The sequence below is a fragment of the Corynebacterium renale genome (genome assembly GCF_002563965.1).
In the GTDB taxonomy this organism is placed as follows: Bacteria; Actinomycetota; Actinomycetes; order Mycobacteriales; family Mycobacteriaceae; genus Corynebacterium; species Corynebacterium renale.
This window is the reverse complement of the sequence record NZ_PDJF01000001.1, coordinates 1589301-1607665: the sequence shown is the minus strand read 5'-3', so window position 1 is coordinate 1607665 and position 18365 is coordinate 1589301. Positions and strand designations below refer to the sequence as shown.

General features: G+C 58.2%; 15 protein-coding genes. 4 read left to right on the top strand and 11 right to left on the bottom strand.

Going from position 1 to position 18365, the window contains the following annotated elements:
* Window positions 1-111: 111 nt before the first annotated feature.
* Complete coding sequence (locus ATK06_RS07505; protein ID WP_098389124.1) at window positions 112-648, top strand: hypothetical protein; 537 nt, start codon at window positions 112-114, stop codon at window positions 646-648.
* A 97-nt stretch (window positions 649-745) separates the two neighbouring features.
* Here ATK06_RS07505 and ATK06_RS07500 read toward each other — a convergent pair whose 3' ends face one another.
* The 6 genes from ATK06_RS07500 to lspA form a co-directional block, all read right to left on the bottom strand.
* Window positions 746-1951 (bottom strand): cobalamin-independent methionine synthase II family protein, encoded by a 1206-nt coding sequence (locus ATK06_RS07500; protein ID WP_098389123.1) that lies wholly within the window; start codon window positions 1949-1951, stop codon window positions 746-748.
* Between the two features lie 545 nt (window positions 1952-2496).
* Window positions 2497-6060 carry a DNA polymerase III subunit alpha gene (gene dnaE, locus ATK06_RS07495; protein ID WP_098389122.1) on the bottom strand — a complete coding sequence of 1188 codons (3564 nt, stop codon included), beginning with the start codon at window positions 6058-6060 and terminating at the stop codon, window positions 2497-2499.
* A gap of 101 nt (window positions 6061-6161) precedes the next feature.
* The gene (locus tag ATK06_RS11255) at window positions 6162-6311 is read right to left on the bottom strand and encodes a hypothetical protein (RefSeq protein WP_161795980.1); all 150 of its coding nucleotides are present in this window, start codon (window positions 6309-6311) and stop codon (window positions 6162-6164) included.
* An 88-nt stretch (window positions 6312-6399) separates the two neighbouring features.
* Window positions 6400-6993, bottom strand: coding sequence for a hypothetical protein (locus ATK06_RS07490; RefSeq protein ID WP_098389121.1), 594 nt, complete (start codon window positions 6991-6993; stop codon window positions 6400-6402).
* Window positions 6990-7907 carry an RluA family pseudouridine synthase gene (locus ATK06_RS07485; protein ID WP_098389120.1) on the bottom strand — a complete coding sequence of 306 codons (918 nt, stop codon included), beginning with the start codon at window positions 7905-7907 and terminating at the stop codon, window positions 6990-6992. Before ATK06_RS07485 ends, ATK06_RS07490 begins: the two co-directional genes overlap by 4 nt.
* A gap of 5 nt (window positions 7908-7912) precedes the next feature.
* Window positions 7913-8446, bottom strand: a complete 534-nt coding sequence (gene lspA / locus ATK06_RS07480) for a signal peptidase II (RefSeq protein WP_048379356.1) — start codon at window positions 8444-8446, stop codon at window positions 7913-7915.
* A gap of 60 nt (window positions 8447-8506) precedes the next feature.
* Between lspA and ATK06_RS07475 the strand changes: the two genes are divergently transcribed.
* Both ATK06_RS07475 and ATK06_RS07470 read left to right on the top strand, forming a co-directional pair.
* The gene (locus tag ATK06_RS07475; protein ID WP_111726342.1) at window positions 8507-9577 is read left to right on the top strand and encodes a hypothetical protein; all 1071 of its coding nucleotides are present in this window, start codon (window positions 8507-8509) and stop codon (window positions 9575-9577) included.
* A 54-nt stretch (window positions 9578-9631) separates the two neighbouring features.
* The gene (locus tag ATK06_RS07470) at window positions 9632-10180 is read left to right on the top strand and encodes a hypothetical protein (protein WP_098389118.1); all 549 of its coding nucleotides are present in this window, start codon (window positions 9632-9634) and stop codon (window positions 10178-10180) included.
* 335 nt (window positions 10181-10515) lie between these two features.
* Here ATK06_RS07470 and ATK06_RS07465 read toward each other — a convergent pair whose 3' ends face one another.
* The gene (locus ATK06_RS07465; protein WP_048379358.1) at window positions 10516-11115 is read right to left on the bottom strand and encodes a WKL family lipoprotein; all 600 of its coding nucleotides are present in this window, start codon (window positions 11113-11115) and stop codon (window positions 10516-10518) included.
* A gap of 180 nt (window positions 11116-11295) precedes the next feature.
* Between ATK06_RS07465 and ATK06_RS07460 the strand changes: the two genes are divergently transcribed.
* Window positions 11296-12255 (top strand): asparaginase, encoded by a 960-nt coding sequence (locus tag ATK06_RS07460; protein ID WP_098389425.1) that lies wholly within the window; start codon window positions 11296-11298, stop codon window positions 12253-12255.
* 7 nt (window positions 12256-12262) lie between these two features.
* Here the strand turns inward: ATK06_RS07460 and ATK06_RS07455 are convergent, their stop codons facing one another.
* From ATK06_RS07455 to ATK06_RS11535, 4 genes are all read right to left on the bottom strand, one after another.
* The gene (locus tag ATK06_RS07455; protein ID WP_048379673.1) at window positions 12263-13654 is read right to left on the bottom strand and encodes a DNA polymerase IV; all 1392 of its coding nucleotides are present in this window, start codon (window positions 13652-13654) and stop codon (window positions 12263-12265) included.
* Between the two features lie 10 nt (window positions 13655-13664).
* Window positions 13665-14522 (bottom strand): EamA family transporter, encoded by an 858-nt coding sequence (locus ATK06_RS07450; RefSeq protein ID WP_053072687.1) that lies wholly within the window; start codon window positions 14520-14522, stop codon window positions 13665-13667.
* Window positions 14523-14676: 154 nt separating this feature from the next.
* Window positions 14677-17889 (bottom strand): isoleucine--tRNA ligase, encoded by a 3213-nt coding sequence (gene ileS / locus ATK06_RS07445; protein WP_098389117.1) that lies wholly within the window; start codon window positions 17887-17889, stop codon window positions 14677-14679.
* 153 nt (window positions 17890-18042) lie between these two features.
* Window positions 18043-18300, bottom strand: a complete 258-nt coding sequence (locus tag ATK06_RS11535; RefSeq protein WP_428839364.1) for a hypothetical protein — start codon at window positions 18298-18300, stop codon at window positions 18043-18045.
* Window positions 18301-18365: the final 65 nt, after the last annotated feature.

Here is an 18365-nt window from a genome sequence, read left to right as displayed (position 1 = left end):
ATTCCGGTGCACTAGCATGGAGCAGTTTTGGCTGCTAGATTATTCACAGATTATGAATCTGGCACCCAGCCAATTCGTATGTATATGTCCTAATCCGCTGAGGAGTACCACGTGAAGCGTCGCCTACTTGCCGCTACCCTTGCTTTTGCTACCGCATGCAGCATTACTGCACCAGCAGTAGCTGCTGAAAACACCACCGCATCCGGAGATTCAGCCCCGGTAGTTTCCACTGAACCAGCAAGCGACAAGAACTCTGATGTGGAGACCGACGCGCAGGTTGAGGGGGCCAAGAAGAAGGAAGATGACAAATCTTCCAAGAAAGAACAGGGTAAGGAATCGTCAAGCGGCAGCTCCGTTCCTCCGATGTCGGAAGAGCGCAAGAAGGTGTGCAACCCGCTCTTTGAAAAAGACCGCAAGAACAAAGAGCTCACCGACCAGGAAGCTAACGAGCTGCGTAAGTGCAACAATGAACGGCTGCCTGAGTGGGCACGGCTCACACCTGAGGCTGAAATGTTCTTCACCGTCGTCCAAGGTATCTTTTCGATCCTTTACGGTTTGGTCTCCCTGGGCACCGTGATTCTGAAGTTTGATCCGAATGCAGCACAGGCTGTGCGCAATACCCTCGCTTCGTGGGGTGTACGCATCTAAAAAAATTAGGTTGGCGGGGATTCTCCCCGCGCCTAGTGATAAGCAAAGGGCAGGCCCTCGGATTCGAGTCCGAGGGCCTGCCCTTTTTGCTCTGGGTTTAGAAGAGCTCGCGGGATGCGATGCGTGCGCCTTCGACGAGCGATTCCAGCTTTGCCCATGCAATCTGGTGATGCAGGCGGCCACCGAGACCGCAGTCAGTCGATGCAACAACGCGCTCCGGGCCGACGAGTTCAGCGAACTGAACGATGCGGTCAGCGACCAGACGTGGGTGCTCAACGGCGTTCATCGAGTGCGAGATAACGCCTGGGTAGATCAAAGTGCCCTCAGGCAGAGTGTGTTCCTGCCAGACACGCCATTCGTGTGCGTGGCGTGGGGAGGCACCTTCGAAGGAGTAGGCACCGACTTCAGCGCGCAGAATCTCCTCGATGATGTCACCGAATGGAACGTCGGTGGTGTGCGGACCGTGCCAGGAACCCCAGCAAATGTGGAGACGGGTCTGCTCCTTAGGAAGCCCCTTGAGAGCATCGTTGATTGCGTCGATCCGGATGCGGATCCATGCGCGGTAATCCTCGATGGTGGGCTCTGGGTTAATCTGGTCCCACGCTTCTGCCAAGTCAGGAGCGTCGAGCTGGACGGTCAGGCCGGCGTCGGTAATTGCCTTGTACTCGTGGTGCAGGGCCTTGGCTGCAGCGTTGACCACAGCGGTGTCGTCGCCGTAGAACTCGTCCTTGAGGCGCGCTGCGGAACCTGGGGAAATAGCAGCAACGAAGCCGTCCTTAACTCCGGCCGCGTTCATGGCGTTCTTCAGAAGTTCGACGTCGGTGTCTACTTCCTTCTGGCCGATGTAAGTGATTTCCCCGGTGAACTTGGGATTGCCCACTGCTGCCCGTCCGGTGAAGATACCGGAGTCGGGGTCGCTGTAGGCCTCGTTAAACTTCACGCGGTCACGGCGGTCAGCAAACGAGGTCAGCTGAATGTTGCCCGGAGTAGAGCGGACGATGTCCTGGTTTGCCCAACGGTCTTCGTCAGTCATTGTCAGGCCACCGAGGCGGGTGAAGATGTAATTCCACCATGCGCCGTAGTCGACAGCACCGGAGGTCACGTGACCGTATTCGCCTTCGTTGACGATATCAATGCCTAGGTCTACCTGGCGCTTGACGACCTCATCCACGGACTTCTGCAGAATCTCAAAGAACTGCTCCTCGGTGATGTCACCAGCAGCGCGCTTGAGGTTCGCATCCAGCAGCTCTGGGGTGCGTGGCAAAGAACCCACGTGGGTAGTACGGATGTGATCGACTGACACAGTCTCTCCTTCTCTATAGCTGTAACACCGGGGCTCCGGGGACGCAAAGTCTGCAATCCCGAACCATTGTAGACAGCTCAGTCCATTTCGGGAACTTTGCTAGGGAATTATATTCAGACACTTACGATGCCTACGTATTCACAAGAGGCTCGGGTATCCCGAGCCTCAATGTATCCGTGTCAGATGATTCGCTCTCTTCAGCGTCGACAGCAGAGCGGATACTCCTGCCCGCGCCTATGCGATTTTTGAACCCTCGCCGTACGCTGCCATTTTGCGAACGCGGTCAGGAATAGGGATTGTCGCCTTCCCTTCTTTTTCGCGGTTGAGCAGAAGTTGAGCTGCTGAAATTGGGCCCGGAGTGTATTTCTCTGACTTTTTATTACTATTCATGTACCCTTTACCTCCAACGCAATCTTTGGTGCATTTGTTTCCACCACTGTCTGTAGTGTCAGTACATGGAGCTTTCAGGAGCGGTAACCGAAGACAAAACGGCATCGATCAAACGTTGATTCTCCACCGAAAGCCCGACAGAATCGTCGAGCACATCAGCCCAGGATCCCCGGCCCCATGGTGGCTTTGAGGTCCCCCATCAGCGAACCAGTGCGGTTAACGCGGAGGTGTTCGCCGAGCACCATGAGCGCTTTCTGGTCACCATTAATGAGGTTGAGGTAGACGTCAGACTCGCCGTGGTTAGCAAGCAAAACGTCCTTTAACAGCTTGATATTTTCTGGCGTGCATTGCTCGGTGCGCAGCGTCAACCGCAGCGGAAGACCCTGCCCGTTACCAGCGCCCAGGTCAGGGACTTGGAGGTCGTTACAGAACAGGCTCATGCGATCGTCGCGTATGGAGATCGTGGCTTTGGCGATGATGATGTTGTCTTCGACGATCTGGGATGCAACCAGAGCGTAGACGCGGTTAAATACCAGAAGCTCGCAGGAAGCACCGTTGTGGTCTTCTACCGTGACAATCGCCCACGGCGAACCATCCTTCTTGGAGAACCTGCGGTCCACACCGGAAATAATGCCACCGATGATTACTTCCTGGCCATGTCGCATTTCGCCACTCACGACGGTGGTGATTGGCGTATCGGTTTGAGCCGCAATCGCCTCCTCGAAGCCATCAAGCGGGTGGCCGGACACGTACAATCCGAGCATTTCGCGCTCGACTGCGAGCTTGTGTTTGCGGTCCCACTCGGTATCAGGGACCTCGATTGCGAACACATTGTCCACGCCTTCGGCATCATCACCAGTCAAACCAGCGAAGAGGTCGAACTGTCCCTTGTCCGCAGCCTTCTTAGTAGAGGTCACCGCATCTACAGCGTCCTCGTGGATAAGCATCAAACCCTTACGCGGATGCCCCAAAGAATCGAAGGCACCTGCTTTAATCAGCGATTCGGTGATGCGCTTATTACAGGGCAGGAGGTCAATCTTTTCTAGGTAGTCACCAAAGTCTTTGAAGTCACCCTTGGTTTGCCGCGTTTCGACGATCGATTCCACAACTTCGTGGCCCACATTGCGAATAGCGCCAAGGCCGAAACGGATATCGTTGCCGACGGCCATAAAGTCATTTTCGGACTCATTGACATCCGGAGACAGCACCTGAATCCCAAGGTGACGGCAGTCCGACAGGTAAATTGCAGACTTATCCTTGTTCGACGCCACCGACGAGAGTAGCGCAGCCATGTACTCCGGCGCGTAGTGTGCCTTCAAGTACGCGGTCCAGAAGGACACCAGACCATAGCCTGCAGCGTGTGATTTGTTAAACGCGTACGACGCGAATGGCTCAATGGTCTCCCACAGCGCTTTAATAGCGCCGTCGGAATAGCCATTTTCCTTCATTCCGGCTTCGAAAGTGACAAATTCCTTCGCCAGGACTTCCGGTTTCTTCTTACCCATCGCTTTACGGAAACCATCTGCTTGGCCTGCCGTGTAGTTTGCCACCTTTTGGGAGATACGCATGATCTGCTCCTGGTACACGATCAGACCGTAGGTCTCATCCAGGATCTCCTTGAGTGGCTCTTCAAGCTCAGGGTGAATCGGAGTGATCGGTTGCCGCCCATTCTTACGATCGGCATAATCCCAGTGAGCGTTCACGCCCATGGGGCCGGGGCGGTAGAGTGCAAGCGACGCGACAATATCGTTGAACCCCGTAGGCTGCATGCGCTTGAGAAGTTCCTGCATACCACCACCGTCGAGCTGGAACACACCCAAGGTATCGCCACGAGACAGCAGCTCGTATACGCCGGCGTCGTCGGTAGTCAGTTCTTCGAGGTGGATATCCTCGCCACGGTTTTTCTTGATGTTTTCGATGGCGTCACCGATCACCGTCAAGTTACGCAAGCCCAGGAAGTCCATCTTCAGCAGGCCGATGGCTTCACAGGCGGGATAATCCCAGCCGGTAATAATTGCGCCATCTGCTGCACGCTTCCACATTGGGATGTGATCCAGCAGGGGAACAGAAGCCATAATCACGGCACACGCGTGGACACCGGCCTGACGGACAACGCCTTCGAGGCCACGGGCGGTCTCGTAAATCTGGCGGACATCAGGGTCGGTCTCGATGAGGCTGCGCACCGCACCTGCCTCGCCGTAACGTGGGTGCTCTGGGTCAGTGATACCGCTTAGCGGGATATCCTTCGCCATGATTGCTGGTGGCAGTTCCTTGGTAATCCGGTCAGCGATTTGGTAACCAGGCTGCCCGAACTGCACGCGAGCAGAGTCTTTCAGCGCCTGCTTCGTCTTCACCGTGCCGAAAGTAATAACCTGTGCAATTTTGTCCTCGCCCCAGCGTTCGGCTGCGTAACGAATCATCTCGCCACGACGACGGTCGTCAAAGTCGATATCGATATCCGGCGCTGAGGGACGCTCCGGGTTCAAGAACCTCTCAAAGAGGAGGTCATGTTCCATCGGGTCGATGTTGGTAATCGTCAGCGCGTACGCGACCAACGCACCTGCAGCAGAACCACGGCCAGGTCCCACACGAATCCCCACAGAGCGGGCGTGCTTAATCAGCTCCGCGACGATGAGAAAGTACGAAGGGTAGCCCTTCATATCAATAACACTGATCTCATACTCCGCACGATCAATGTATTCCTGCGGAACATCCTTACCAGGGAAACGGTCCTGCAAGCCGGCCATCACCTCATGGTGCAGCCAGGTAGTAGGCGTGTAGCCCTCAGGCACGTCGGCGATAGGCATACGGTCATGGGGATGAGATTCCCAAATCTCGCCGTAGTCCCCTACTCGTTCTGCAATCCACAGAGTGTTGTCGCAACCATCGGGAACTATGTCGTCGAAAATCGTGCGCATCTGTTCAGCGGACTTAATGTAATATCCCGTGCCGTCAAACTTGAAGCGGTCAGGATCGTGCAGCGTTTTACCGGTCTGAACGCACAGCATCGCCTCGTGGGCTTTAGCCTGCGATTCCAGAACATAGTGGCAGTCATTAGTCACCAGTGGCGGCAAGTTGAGCTTGCGGCCAATCTCAAGAAGCTCACTGCGCACGCGGGTTTCAATGTCTAGCCCGTGGTCCATCAACTCGAGGAAATAATTATCCTTGCCGTAAATGTCCTGCCACATCGCAGCAGCTTCGAGAGCTTGGTCAAACTGTCCGAGACGCAGGCGCGTCTGGACGTCGCCAGACGGGCATCCGGTGGTGGCAATGATGCCTTCACTGCGCTCAGCGATGAGTTCCGCATCCATACGTGGCCATTTACCCAACTGGCCTTCGTAGGATGCCATGGAAGAAAGATAGAACAGGTTTTTTAGACCAGTAGCATTCTCAGCGAGCATCGTCTGGTGCAGATACGCACCCGATGCAGAAACGTCGTCGGACTTCTGGTGCGGCTCACCCCAGCGCACACGGTTCTTGTTGAAGCGAGACTCAGGCGCCAAGTACGCCTCGATACCGATAATCGGCTTCACGCCGGCAGACGTCATCCTGCGGTAAAACGCATCGGAACCGTACATGTTTCCGTGGTCGGTAATACCGACAGCTGGCATCCCCTGGCGTACTACCTCTTCGGCCAACATATCCACTTTTGCCATGCCATCGAGCATGGAAAATTCGGTGTGGTTGTGCAGGTGGACGAAGGAGGAGTTTTTGGCCATGCACCACACTGTAGCCCAAGTTTTAAAACCGCGAAAAAAGGCTGGTCAGGTGCCGTCGAGAAGCAATTGCTTCTCCGGTGGCCTCTCTTCTAGTTGAGCGCTTAGAGGATCAGTCCGATGAGAACGCACAGGACCACAAGGATCCCCATCCACAAGATGATTGCCCGTCCAACCGGCCCTTGTGTGGAGTGAACGAGGCCAAGGCCGCGTGCCGGTCGACGGTTGGTACTGGGAGGTTCTAGCGTCGTCATGCGCGCCATGGTACATCAGTTAAACACTCCCCCGCTAAGAGTACCCCCAACCCTGATAAACACACTGGACACATTCGCGATGTGAGTTTTACACCCCTGGCACCGATTCCGCTGCCCCCGGAATAGGGACTGGCCGGATACCGAACTGGCCCCACGCCGCATCGGGCGGCAACGCTTCCACCGCCAGAACCTCCGCATTATTGGCCAGCTCCCGGAGCTCTGCTCCGCCGTCCCACACCACTACGGCTGTCATCTCCTCTGGGGCTGGGACCGGGAACTGCCCAGTTCCCAGCGCCTGACCAATACCATTAAACGTACGGTGAAAGACCGCGTCCCGGCCCTCCCCTGCGAGGGGCTCGGGTAACGCGATGGGAGCTCCCCGTCCGATAATCACGGCAGAGACGCGCTGGACGTCGCCTAGAACCGTAGCGGCGTGACCAGCATCGATGGGGCGAGTGAACGTCACTAACGCAAAACGTTCTTCCGCGCCAGCCTCTTTCATAGTGGCATCGGCACGGGCAACGTAGCTATCTAGTGATTCCCCATTCTCAATGCCTACGGTATCGCCGTTAATACCGGGACTGGCGTGCGTGCGCGTATCAAAAGAGGCCACCCACACCACAAGTGCGACAAGGATAATCAGGATCGTCGCGGCCCATACATGCACCGTCGACCGGTTCATCGGCGGATAATCTCCAATGCGTGGGCTAGGTCCTGGGGGTACGGCGCCTCAACTTCCACCCAGTGGCCGTCCGGGTGGTAGAAACCCAGTTTGTAGGCATGCAACCACTGGCGGTTGAGTTCGAGTCGCTGCCCTAGCGCAGGGTCAGATCCGTACATTGGATCCCCCACACAAGGGTGCCCTAGCGCAGACATGTGGACGCGAATCTGGTGTGTGCGTCCAGTCTCAAGTTCGACGTTGAGCAGGGTCGCCTCGGGGAAGGCTTCCAGAGTGGTGTAGTGCGTTATGGCTTCTTTACCGTCGGTGGTGACCGCGAACCGCCACCCAGCAGAAGGATGCCGGCCAATAGGCGCGTCGATTGTCCCTTCGAAAGGATCAGGGTGGCCCTGGACCAAGGCATGGTAGGTTTTCGCCACTTCACGGTCCCGGAAGGCCCGCTTAAGCAGCGAGTAAGCACGCTCAGACGCTGCGACAACCATAGCCCCGGATGTTCCGACGTCAAGGCGGGAGACAATCCCCTTGCGCTCCGGCGGGCCCGAGGTTGAAATGCGGAATCCGGCTGCCGCCAGACCGCTGACTACGGTAGGCCCTTCCCACCCGACGGTAGGATGTGCCGCCACGCCAACGGGCTTATTCACCACAATGATGTCCGGGTCGGAGTACAAGATATCCATGCCCTCAACTTCTTCGGGCAAAATTTCTACGGGCTCAGCAGCAGGGATCGTGACCTCAATCCACGATCCTGCTTCGAGGCGGGCGGACTTTTGGGCCGGATGGCCGTCGATAAGCACATCACCTTGCCCGGCAATCTCTGCGACGCTGGTACGCGAAATCCCGAGAAGTTTGGACAAGGCGGCGTCCAAGCGCATGCCGACGAGACCTTCTGGGACAGGGAGGCTGCGGAAATCACCCATGTTCTTTATGCACCTCCGTTGTTGTGTCCTGCCCTACGCCCTTCAATAAAAATACCCACGATAAACACAATAACACCGCACGTAATAGACGCATCAGCGATATTGAATACCGCAAAATTGCCCACGGAAATGTAATCCACAACATGACCGATGAAGAATGCCGGCTCACGGAAAAGACGGTCGATAAGATTACCCAAGGCGCCGCCGGCGATCATCGCAAGCCCTACTGCCTGCCACTTTTCGGTGACTTTCGGCGCGTAGACGGATACCCCCACCACGAAAGCGATTTGAATGCAGGTGAATAACCACGTGGAATTCTCGCCCATTGAAAACGCCGCACCGGGGTTAAAAAGCAAGCGGAAGCGGAACCAATCTCCGATAACTGCAACGACCTCACCTGGGTTCAACCAGTTGAGCATCAGAGCTTTAACGGCCTGGTCAATGGCAGCAACAATAATGATTATGGCGGCCATCATTCCCACATAATGGCGTGGCGTGGGCAGCTTGTGCGTTGTGCGCGCAGTCTCCTGAGATTCCATCACCGGACTATTGTGGCCTACCCAGGGCCATTTACGCCACATGGCGGTAAGTTAGTGCCCATGACTTTTCGCGCTTCCCGTCGTCCTTATACCCGCCTGGCAGCATTAATGCTTGCCACCGCCACGGCGCTGTGCCTGTCCGCCTGCGCCCAGGAGGAGGAACGCCAAGAGATCATTTCCGGCCCCGAGGTGGATGGGCTAGCGCTCGCCGATGTTGACGCGCCCAAGGTCACGCTTATCGACGCCGGCGTGAACCCCACTCACGTACTGGAGTACAAAGATGCAGCTGGTGGATTACCGGAGGATTCCCAAGGCCATGCGTTCACGGTGAAAGTCTCCGATGGTTTCAATCAGCAGGTCCTGGCTGCTTCCGCAGTGAACCGGGAGGCGCCCGCCGGCGGTGATGTCAACAGTGTGACCCTGCCCCTGCGTGCGGCAACCGTGCCGGCCAGCGCACCTGCGGCCGCCTCGGACGACAGCCCAGTCCAAGAACGTGAGGCGGACCGAGATGTAGAAATTCGCGTCGGCGTTCCGCGTTCTTCTGACCCACAACATCAGGAGGCCCTTAATTCTGCTGAAGGTTTCCTGGTGGGTTGGCGGGCCCTGAACTCTGGCGAGCAATCTACGCTTCGTCTTGGTGCCCCGGCTACCGCGACTGAACAAGGCAGAGCACTGACCGAAGGCATGATTATGCGGATGCTCAACCTGCCGATCGTCTTCCCTACCCAAGCCGTTGGCACCGGCGCGGTATGGCAGGTGGATAGCCGCGTGACCGGTGAATCCACCTTGCTGCAAACAACAACGTATACCCTGAAATCTGTGGACGGAAACCGGGTGGAGCTAGACGTTTCCGTCGAGCAACGCCCGGCCGTGAGTGCCCTGGATTTGAGTGCCGCCCCTGGTTCCGAATCCACCGCGGAGGAGCCCTCTGGACAATTGGTGGTTACGGATTCTTCGACGACAAGTACCGGGCGGCTGACCCTGGACCTCACCAAACCGCTGCCAGTCGGGGGCCAGGTGGCGTGGACAACGCGTGTGATTTATGGCGGCGACAACGCAGGTACGCAAGAACGGGATATCCGGGTAGTCCAAGACACCACAACCGGTTTGGAATTTAGCGAAGGCAACTAGCATGACACTGTATTGTTAGGACATAGAACATGCTTCCCCGGGAAGGATCTCTTTATGGCTGACGCTACTTTTCCTGCATCCCGACGCGCCAGTGCGTGGTACGCTCTCACGGTTCTCTCAAGTGGACTTTTCTTGAGCGCCTGCAACGGCGAGACCCCAGCGCAAACGACGTCTACGGTGGCGTCGACCATAACGCACACGTCAACACATGCGTCCCCGGACACCACAACGATGACCGTAGAATCACGCCCCACTTCTCCGGTGCCTGCGCCACCCACAACGGAACTGGATTACACTGTCCAGCCGGGCTCACGCACAACTATCAACGGCAACTCGGCCACGGTATGTATTAATGGTGACGGTTTCGGCCTGAATGTGGTGGCGGCCGGTGACAACACCAGTTGCGATTTCGCGAGCGCGGTCATGCGCACACTGACCGATGGTCTCAACGCGACTTACGACAGCGTGCTGCAGCGCATCCCCCAGACAATTACCGCCGTTAGCCCAGTGACCGGGCAGTCCTATCAGATGGACTGCACCCAACCCGACCCGACGTATCTGGTATGCACCGGTGGCGCGGGCGCGGCGGTCTACATGTACTAGCCCGGGAGATTCGCAGCCTCACAAGGCTCAAACAGTCATCCGCTTTTCCCAGTGAGCTATAACCGCTCTACGTTCCGGCGCACCGACTGACCACAACTCCCTAATTTTAGCATCCGTGGCGCCCGTAGCTGGGGAGCATGGGCTTGGCAACAATATGAAAAAGACATTCTGTGGTCATCTGGGAAAATTCACCTGTGGGTTTAACGACCCCAAACTAGCAGAATGTCTTTTTATTATCATGCGCTACAATCGGCGTATAGCCAAAACCCGCCAGCGTGACGCGGTAACTAAAAAGGCCTGGCACGAGTGACGCGCCAGGCCTTAAATATACGGGTCTACGGAGCAGGTGCTTCTGCTGGAGCCTCCGGTGCAGGCTGGTCCGCAGGTGCTTCCGGTGCAGGAGCTGGATCCTGCGCGATTGGCGCGGATACCTTGTCGTTGCACATTGCCGGGAGCTGGTCTGGGACGGTCGAAGAGATTAGGGTGCATGCCCACGAATCGGAGAGTTTCCAGGTGCCATCTTCGTAGACGAATTCCACGTTGTCAGCAACCTGAGCAGGCCGGTCTGGGAGGGTGAAGTTCACGGTCGCCAGTACTGACTCGGTGGTGTAGCCAGGAAGAACTGGGTCGACAACCTGGAAATCCGCGCCAGATTCAGCCTTGGAGGCGGTCATCACCTCGAAGAGTTCAGGGGCGGTTTCACTGCCTTGGACGGTGGCAACCTTCTGCTCCACGGTTGCGTTCGGGTCCGTCGCGGTGGCCAGAACCGCGTTGAGATCAGCTGCCGTTGGCATTGGAGCGGTTGCTGCTGCGCTGGTCGTCGCCGAGCTCGACTGAGCGGTGGTGGTCTTAGAGTCGTCGCCACCTCCACAAGCGGTCAGGGTGAGGGAAAGGCCTACGACAGCTGCGGTAGCACCGAGGGCAGAAATTTTCACGTCATTCTCCTTTGCTGTTTACTTACGACGTTGCGCTGGGACGCGTAGGGCGACCGTCGTGAAGCAACCTGAAAGCTGACGCCGCCTTCAGGGCTTCTCGTCTAGTACACCCATGTTACACGTGTGACTATTGAAACCTATTCAGCCCACCCTGCCCGCGCTGTGAAACAATTGACAGCCATGGGCACACCACACACGTCGGACCACACGCCGAGCGCACACATCGCGGTGATCACCACTGGCGGGACCATCGCATGCACCCGTGACGCGCAGGGCGCCTTAATCCCCACTGTCAGCGGCGAGGATGTAGTCCGTGAAGTCGCCAGCCACTTCGACGCGGAGCACGTCCGTTTCACGGTCAACGACGTAGCGCACCTCGACTCCTCCTCGCTCACCGTGGAAGACATCGATCGCATCCTGCAAGCGATAGCCACTGCGTTAGCAGACCCCACTGTGACAGGTGTCGTAGTCACACACGGCACTGACTCCATGGAAGAAACAGCCTTGGCCAGCGACCTCTTCCACCACGACCCGCGTCCCGTAATTTTCACCGGAGCGATGCGCCCTGCCGACGACCCATCCGCAGACGGGCCTCGCAACTTAGCCAACGCCGCCATGGTGGCCATGGATCCTTCCGCACGTGAGATGGGTTCGCTCATCGTGATGGGCACGCACGTCCTACCTGCCCGCGGGACCACGAAAACGCACACCATCGCAGAACCCGGGTTCACGTACGACGGCCCTGCCGAACCCACGAGGCCGCAGGCACTCCCCCTGGCCCCACTTGGCGGGCGCGGTGACGTTGACATCATCTATTGCTGGCCGGGCGCGCCAGGAACGCTCATCGAAGCTGCAGTCCAGCGGGGTGCGGCCGGCATCGTGCTCGTAGGAATGGGCGCGGGCAACATTGGTACTGCCTGTGGTGCCGCCGCAGAAGCCGCGGTCGAAGCCGGTATCCCCGTAGTGATGACCTCCCGCGCTGCTTCCGGGCCGGTAGTCGCCGAATATGGGGGCGCCGGTGGTGGCGCTGAGCTAGCCGCACGCGGCGTCATCCCCGGCGGTATCTTGAGCGCGGGACAAGCCCGCATCGCCCTCCTCGCAGCCTTAGCCACCGGTAGTGATCCCCGGACACTGTTCTAGCGGCCGGTTACAGACTTTCGCGCTGTGCGATCCAGTCTTCCCACGCAAGTGAATCTATGGGATCAGCGGGCTGTAATTCTTCCGTGTCCAGGGGAAAGGTTTTCGCAGGCCCGGGTCCCGTAGCGCGAGTTTCAAAGCGGACCGACACGACGCCCGCTCCCGCCCCCTGCACCCACCCGTGACCGTACTGTTCGTGGTAAACATCATCGCCAGGCTGCCAGCCTTCGTGGGTTTCTTCTACCTCGCTGGTGATCTCGAAGCCGGCTTCAATAGCCTGCCCTGCGACGCCAACCTCGTAGTCGTCGTCGGCAGTCACGGGGGTATGCGCAATGAGATCCAACTCCGGGAACATCACGTCCTGCCGGTCGGCTTCCAAACCGGAGTACCCCACACCCACCAGGCGGATTGGGCCGACTTCATCGGGGTAACGGGTGAGCTTGCCGGCAAGAGCAAGAAGGAGTTCAGCGTCATCGGTCGCGTACGGCAGCGTGGCGGAGCGGGATTCGATGCGGAAATCGTTCATGCGCAACTTCACAGTGACCGTCCTCGCGCCACGCCCATCCTTCAGGAGGCGCATATGGGCGTCGTGCGCTGAACGCTCGACGGCTTTGTCTACCTGCGCTTTCGTCGTTAAATCACGGGCGTAGGTGTGCTCAGCGGACACCGACTTTGCTTCAGCGCGCTGCTCGACGGGACGCTCATCGATGCCCTGCGCCAGCTGCCACAGTTGCAGCCCCACCGAATTACCCAAGATGATCTCTACCTCGGGGCGCGTCAATGCTGCAAGGTCGCCGATGGTTTCTACGCCAGCAGCCTTGAGTTTTGTGTGGGTCACCGGTCCCACACCCCACAACTTGTTCACTGCAAGCGGGTGCAGCCACTCTAATTCTTTCTCATGCTCAATCACGAACATGCCGTCGGGTTTAGCTTCATCCGAACCTATTTTGGCGAACTGTTTGCCCGACCCCGCCCCGATCGAAGCGGTCAGGCCCGTCTCTTGGAATACTTCGGCGCGGAGCTCCTCACCCCATGCACGCACCTCCTCGGCGCTGGCTCCCTGCAGTACCTCAGGTTCGATGAAGCCTTCGTCGATAGACAGCTTTTCAATCACACCAGCCTTGCGCTCGATGACCTCAAAAATGCGTGCCGACGCCATCCGGTACACCACGTGGCGCCCCGGGACAGCAATTGCCTTGTAGCCCACTAAGTTCAGGGCCCGGTACATCGGCATTGCAGAATGGGCTCCATACGCGCGTGCCTCATACGATGCGCCAGCAATCACTCCCCTACCGCTACGCCCACCGACGAGCACCGGACGTCCCCGAAGCGTAGGCCGAGTGAGCTGCTCACACGATGCGAAGAACGCATCCATGTCAATGTGAAGAACCCAACGCCGCATAACCGCCACCTTATGCGCTTGGCTGTTTTGGTTCTACTTCCTCAACGGTCTGGCTCTCTGCGGCGGGCGGAGTGCGCAACAGTACAGCAATCACGACGAGCACCATGCCCACTATCTCTGCGGCAGAGAGCATCTGCCCCAGACTGAGCGCTCCCACAACAGCACCCGTGACCGGCAACAGTGCAAGCAAAACAGAAAAGTATGCCGGGCCTGCCAGACGCAAGATTATCAGGTCCATGCCGTACGGAATAACCGCCGACAAAATGCCTAACCCCAACGCGATCGCCAGCACAACCCAGTAGCTTATCTCCGTCTGACCATGAGGCCATCCTGCTATCGTCGCCGGCGACGCTAGCACACCAGACATAATCATCCCGGCCGCCATCGACTGCCACGTACTATCTTTATCGCCGGAAATCTTTGCCCCCACCACGACGTACGTGGCCCACAAAATAGCTGCGAGCAGCGCGAATAGCACCCCAGATGCGGAGCCACCCCACTGGGCACCGCTGAGCACCACGACGCCCACCGCTGCCGCGATGACTGCAGCCCAGTCACGCACGTTGCGCGACGTTACTGCAGCCAACACCACGGGTCCAGAAAACTCAATGGCCACCGCCGTACCGATTGGTAATTGCGCAATCGCCTGGTAAAATGCAGCGTTCATTCCCAGAGTGGCCACCCCATAAATCAAAGCTTGCAGCCCGGCGCGCCCGGTGAAATGGGTCAACTTCGGCCGGAAAAGGATACACAGGATGACACCGGCCGCGGTCATACGCATCCAGGCGACAATCCAGGGTGGGAAGACGTCGAAAAGCCCCACTGCCAGCGCAGCACCGAAGTAGTTGGATGAGCCTGCAGCAATCATCAGCAACGGGGCGGTCCACACTACATGGCGCACGGCTGTCTCCTTTTCATTTCTGCGGAAGCCAAAGGTCTCATTGTAATAAGCCACGCCCCGGTTGCTCACACTGGAGCAACCGGGGCGCGTGGTAGCCACGGCGTGGCGACTAGGCCGGTGTTTAAGCCTTAGCCACCTGCGCGGTTACGTTCTTGATAACCTCGTGGGTTTCACCTTCCAGGGCGTCGGTGGTCACCGTGAACGAGGTTGCCAGTACCTCGCCTGCGATGTAGTCCTGGTGGCGCTGGGCCCACTCAAGGGACTCAGCCGGTACGGAAAGCACGACCTCGATGCGGTCGGAGACTTCGAAGTCCTCCGCCTTGCGGGCGTCTTGCAAGCCACGGACGACGTCCGCTGCCCAGCCTTCAGCTTCCAGTTCCTCGGTGACAGACATGTCTAGGACGACCAGGCCACCTAGGCCCTCAACGCGTGCGGTTGACTCCGGGTCCTCCGCAACGAGGCGTTCGGTGTATTCATCTGGGTTCAAGACGATGCCGTCAGCGACGACGTTTTCGCCATCACGCTCGTAGTTGCCGGACTTGACGGCCTTAATCGCACGTTGCACGTCCTTGCCCAGGCGAGGGCCAGCAACCTTAGCGTTGACGACGACGTCGAAGCTGCCGACGGATGCGACGTCGTCAGTCAGCGAGACTTCCTTCACGTTGACTTCGTCGCGAATGATGTCCGCGAACTCCGCCAACGATTCCGAGTTTTCCAGAGCAACCGTCAGGCGCGGCAGCGGGAGGCGGTTGCGCAGCTGATGAGCTTTGCGTACCGACGACGCCGCGGAGCATACCCCACGTGTCGCGTCCATGGCTGCCACGAGGTCTGGGTCTGCCGGGAAGTCTTCCGCGTTCGGGAAGTCGGTGAGGTGGACCGAGCGTTCGCCGGTCAGGCCGCGCCAGATGACTTCGGAAATCATCGGAAGCAACGGGGCTGCCACGCGTGTCAGGGTTTCCAGCACGGTGTACAGTGTGTTGAACGCCTCTGGGTGCTGGTCGTCGCCAGCCCAGAAACGCTGACGGGAACGGCGCACGTACCAGTTGGTCAGGGCGTCGGCGAAGAGGCGGACCTCATCGCAGGCACGCGAGATGTCCGTGTCGTCGAGAGCCTCGCGGACGTTGCGGACGAGGTCGTGCAGCTTGGCCAGGATGTAGCGGTCCAGTACGTCGGTGGAGTCCACGGACCAGGTTGCAGGCTTACCGGAATACAGCTGCAGGAAGGAGTACGCGTTCCACATCGGCAGCAATGCCTGGCGCACGCCCTCCCGGATGCCCTGTTCGGTGACAATGAGATTGCCGCCGCGCAGGATCGGAGAACTCATAAGGAACCAACGCATAGCGTCCGAGCCATCGCGGTCAAAGACCTCGTTGACATTCGGGTAGTTGCCCTTGGACTTGGACATCTTCAGGCCGTCGTTGCCCAACACGATGCCGTGAGCCACGACCTTCTTGTAGGCCGGGCGACCGAAGAGCGCAACCGACAGCACGTGCATGACGTAGAACCAGCCACGGGTCTGGCCGATGTACTCCACGATGAAGTCGGCTGGCGAATGGGATTCGAACCAGTCCTTGTTTTCGAACGGGTAGTGCTTCTGTGCGAAAGGCATGGAACCGGAATCGAACCACACGTCGAGGACGTCTGGGACGCGGCGCATGGTGGACTTGCCCGTCGGGTCATCTGGGTTCGGGCGGGTCAGTTCGTCGATGTATGGGCGGTGCAGGGATTCTGGGCGCACACCGAAGTCAGCTTCCAGCTCGTCGAGGGAGCCGTAAACGTCCACACGCGGGTACTCGGGGTTATCCGACACCCACGCTGGGATTGGGGAACCCCAGTAACGGGAACGGGAGATATTCCAGTCGCGGGCGCCTTCTAGCCACTTGCCGAACTGGCCATCACGTACGTGCTCGGGGATCCAGTCAATTTCTTCGTGGTTGAGCTTGACCATAAGGTCGCGGAACTTGGTCACGGAAATGAACCAGGATGGCAAAGCCATGTAGATCAGCGGGGTTCCTGAACGCCACGAGTGTGGGTAGGAGTGCTCGATAGTCTGGTGACGCAGTACACGGCCCTTGGCCTTAAGATCCTTGATAATCTCCTTGTTTGCATCGAAGACCAGTTGGCCTTCGTACTCAGGGACCAGGGAGGTGAACTTACCGTCCATGTCGACGGGGATGACCAGCTCGATGCCGGCCTCGTTGCACACGTTCATATCGTCTTCACCGAAAGCTGGGGCCTGGTGAACAACACCAGTACCGTCCTCGGTAGTGACGTAGTCGGCACCCAAGATCCGGAAAGCGCCACTTTCTGCGCGATCGGCAAAGTAGTCAAAGATCGGGGTGTAGGTCAGGCCGACAAGCTCGCGGCCTGGGAAGTTGGCCACGACCTCGGCGTCCTTGCCCAATTCCTTGGCGTATGCGCCCTGCAGATCTGCTGCGAGCAGGACCTTCTTTCCGGCGAATTCTGGAACAGAAGATTCAGAACCGATGGCTACCAGTACGTAGTCCACCTCAGGGTGGACAGCCAGAGCCAAGTTCGACGGCAGGGTCCATGGCGTAGTAGTCCAGGCGATGGCGGCGGCGTCGTGAAGCTCTGGGTGCTTCTCCCACGTTTCGACTGCAGCAGTTCCTTCCCATGCACCAGTCAGCGGCATGGTGACGGTCAGGGTTGGGTCCTGACGCATCTTGTAGGAGTCATCCAGGCGAGTCTCCTGGTTAGACAGCGGGGTGTGCTCAGCCCAGGAATATGGCAGCACGCGGAAGCCCTGGTAGATCAGTCCCTTGTCGTAGAGTTGCTTGAACGCCCAGATCACGGACTCCATGTAGGTCATGTCCATGGTCTTGTAGCCGCCCTCAAAATCGACCCAGCGGGCCTGGCGAGTGACGTACTCCTGCCATTCATCGGTGTACTCAAGAACCGACTTAGCGCAATAAGCGTTGAACTCTGCCAAGCCCATAGCCTCGACCTGGCCCTTGTCGGTGATGCCAAGCTGCTTTTCTGCCTCCAGCTCTGCTGGCAGGCCGTGAGTGTCCCAGCCGAACACGCGTGGCACGTGATAGCCACGCATCGTCATGTAGCGGGGAACAATGTCTTTGACATAGCCGGTCAGTAGGTGCCCGTAGTGTGGCAGGCCGTTTGCAAAAGGTGGGCCGTCGTAAAAGACGTAATCTTGCGCACCTTCACGCTGCTTGAGCGACGCCTGGAAAGTATCGTCTTCCTTCCAATACTCCAGAACGTTTTCTTCCATCTCGGGGAACTTGGACGATCCGCCGGTCATATCCACCTTGGGATAGGCGTGGCCTACCCCTTCGCCCGCGCGCTGATCATGCGCCATGTTTTCTTCCTCCACTTGTGTCGGCTTGAGAGCTACTGCAGGGACGCACGGATTCGCACGCGGTACCACCCTGCTTGCCCTGGCACCACAACAAGTGCCATGACCGCTTCATTTGTGGAGAAAGATAACGGTTTCCACCCGTCCGGTTCTACTTCAGCCCGAAGGCTGGTTCTTCCGGAAGCTCCCCGGTGATAGCCGGATCAAAGCCCATGGCAGGTAGTATAGCCCACTTCTTTTGGCTAGGTGTAGCAATCCCCCGCCTTTTGATGTGCTTATCGACGCTTGCGCAGAACGTCTGCAACCCAAAGCACTGCGGCCACCGCCAACAGTGCGAAAAATGTGATTCCCAGGGCGGTATGCCCCACGACGACCCACAGTACGAAGACGATAAAAGCTGCCACGAGTGTGCACAACAGTGCAATGACCATGTCTTTTATTTCTCCTCTGGGGCCGAGTACCAATCTGTAAGAAAAGTA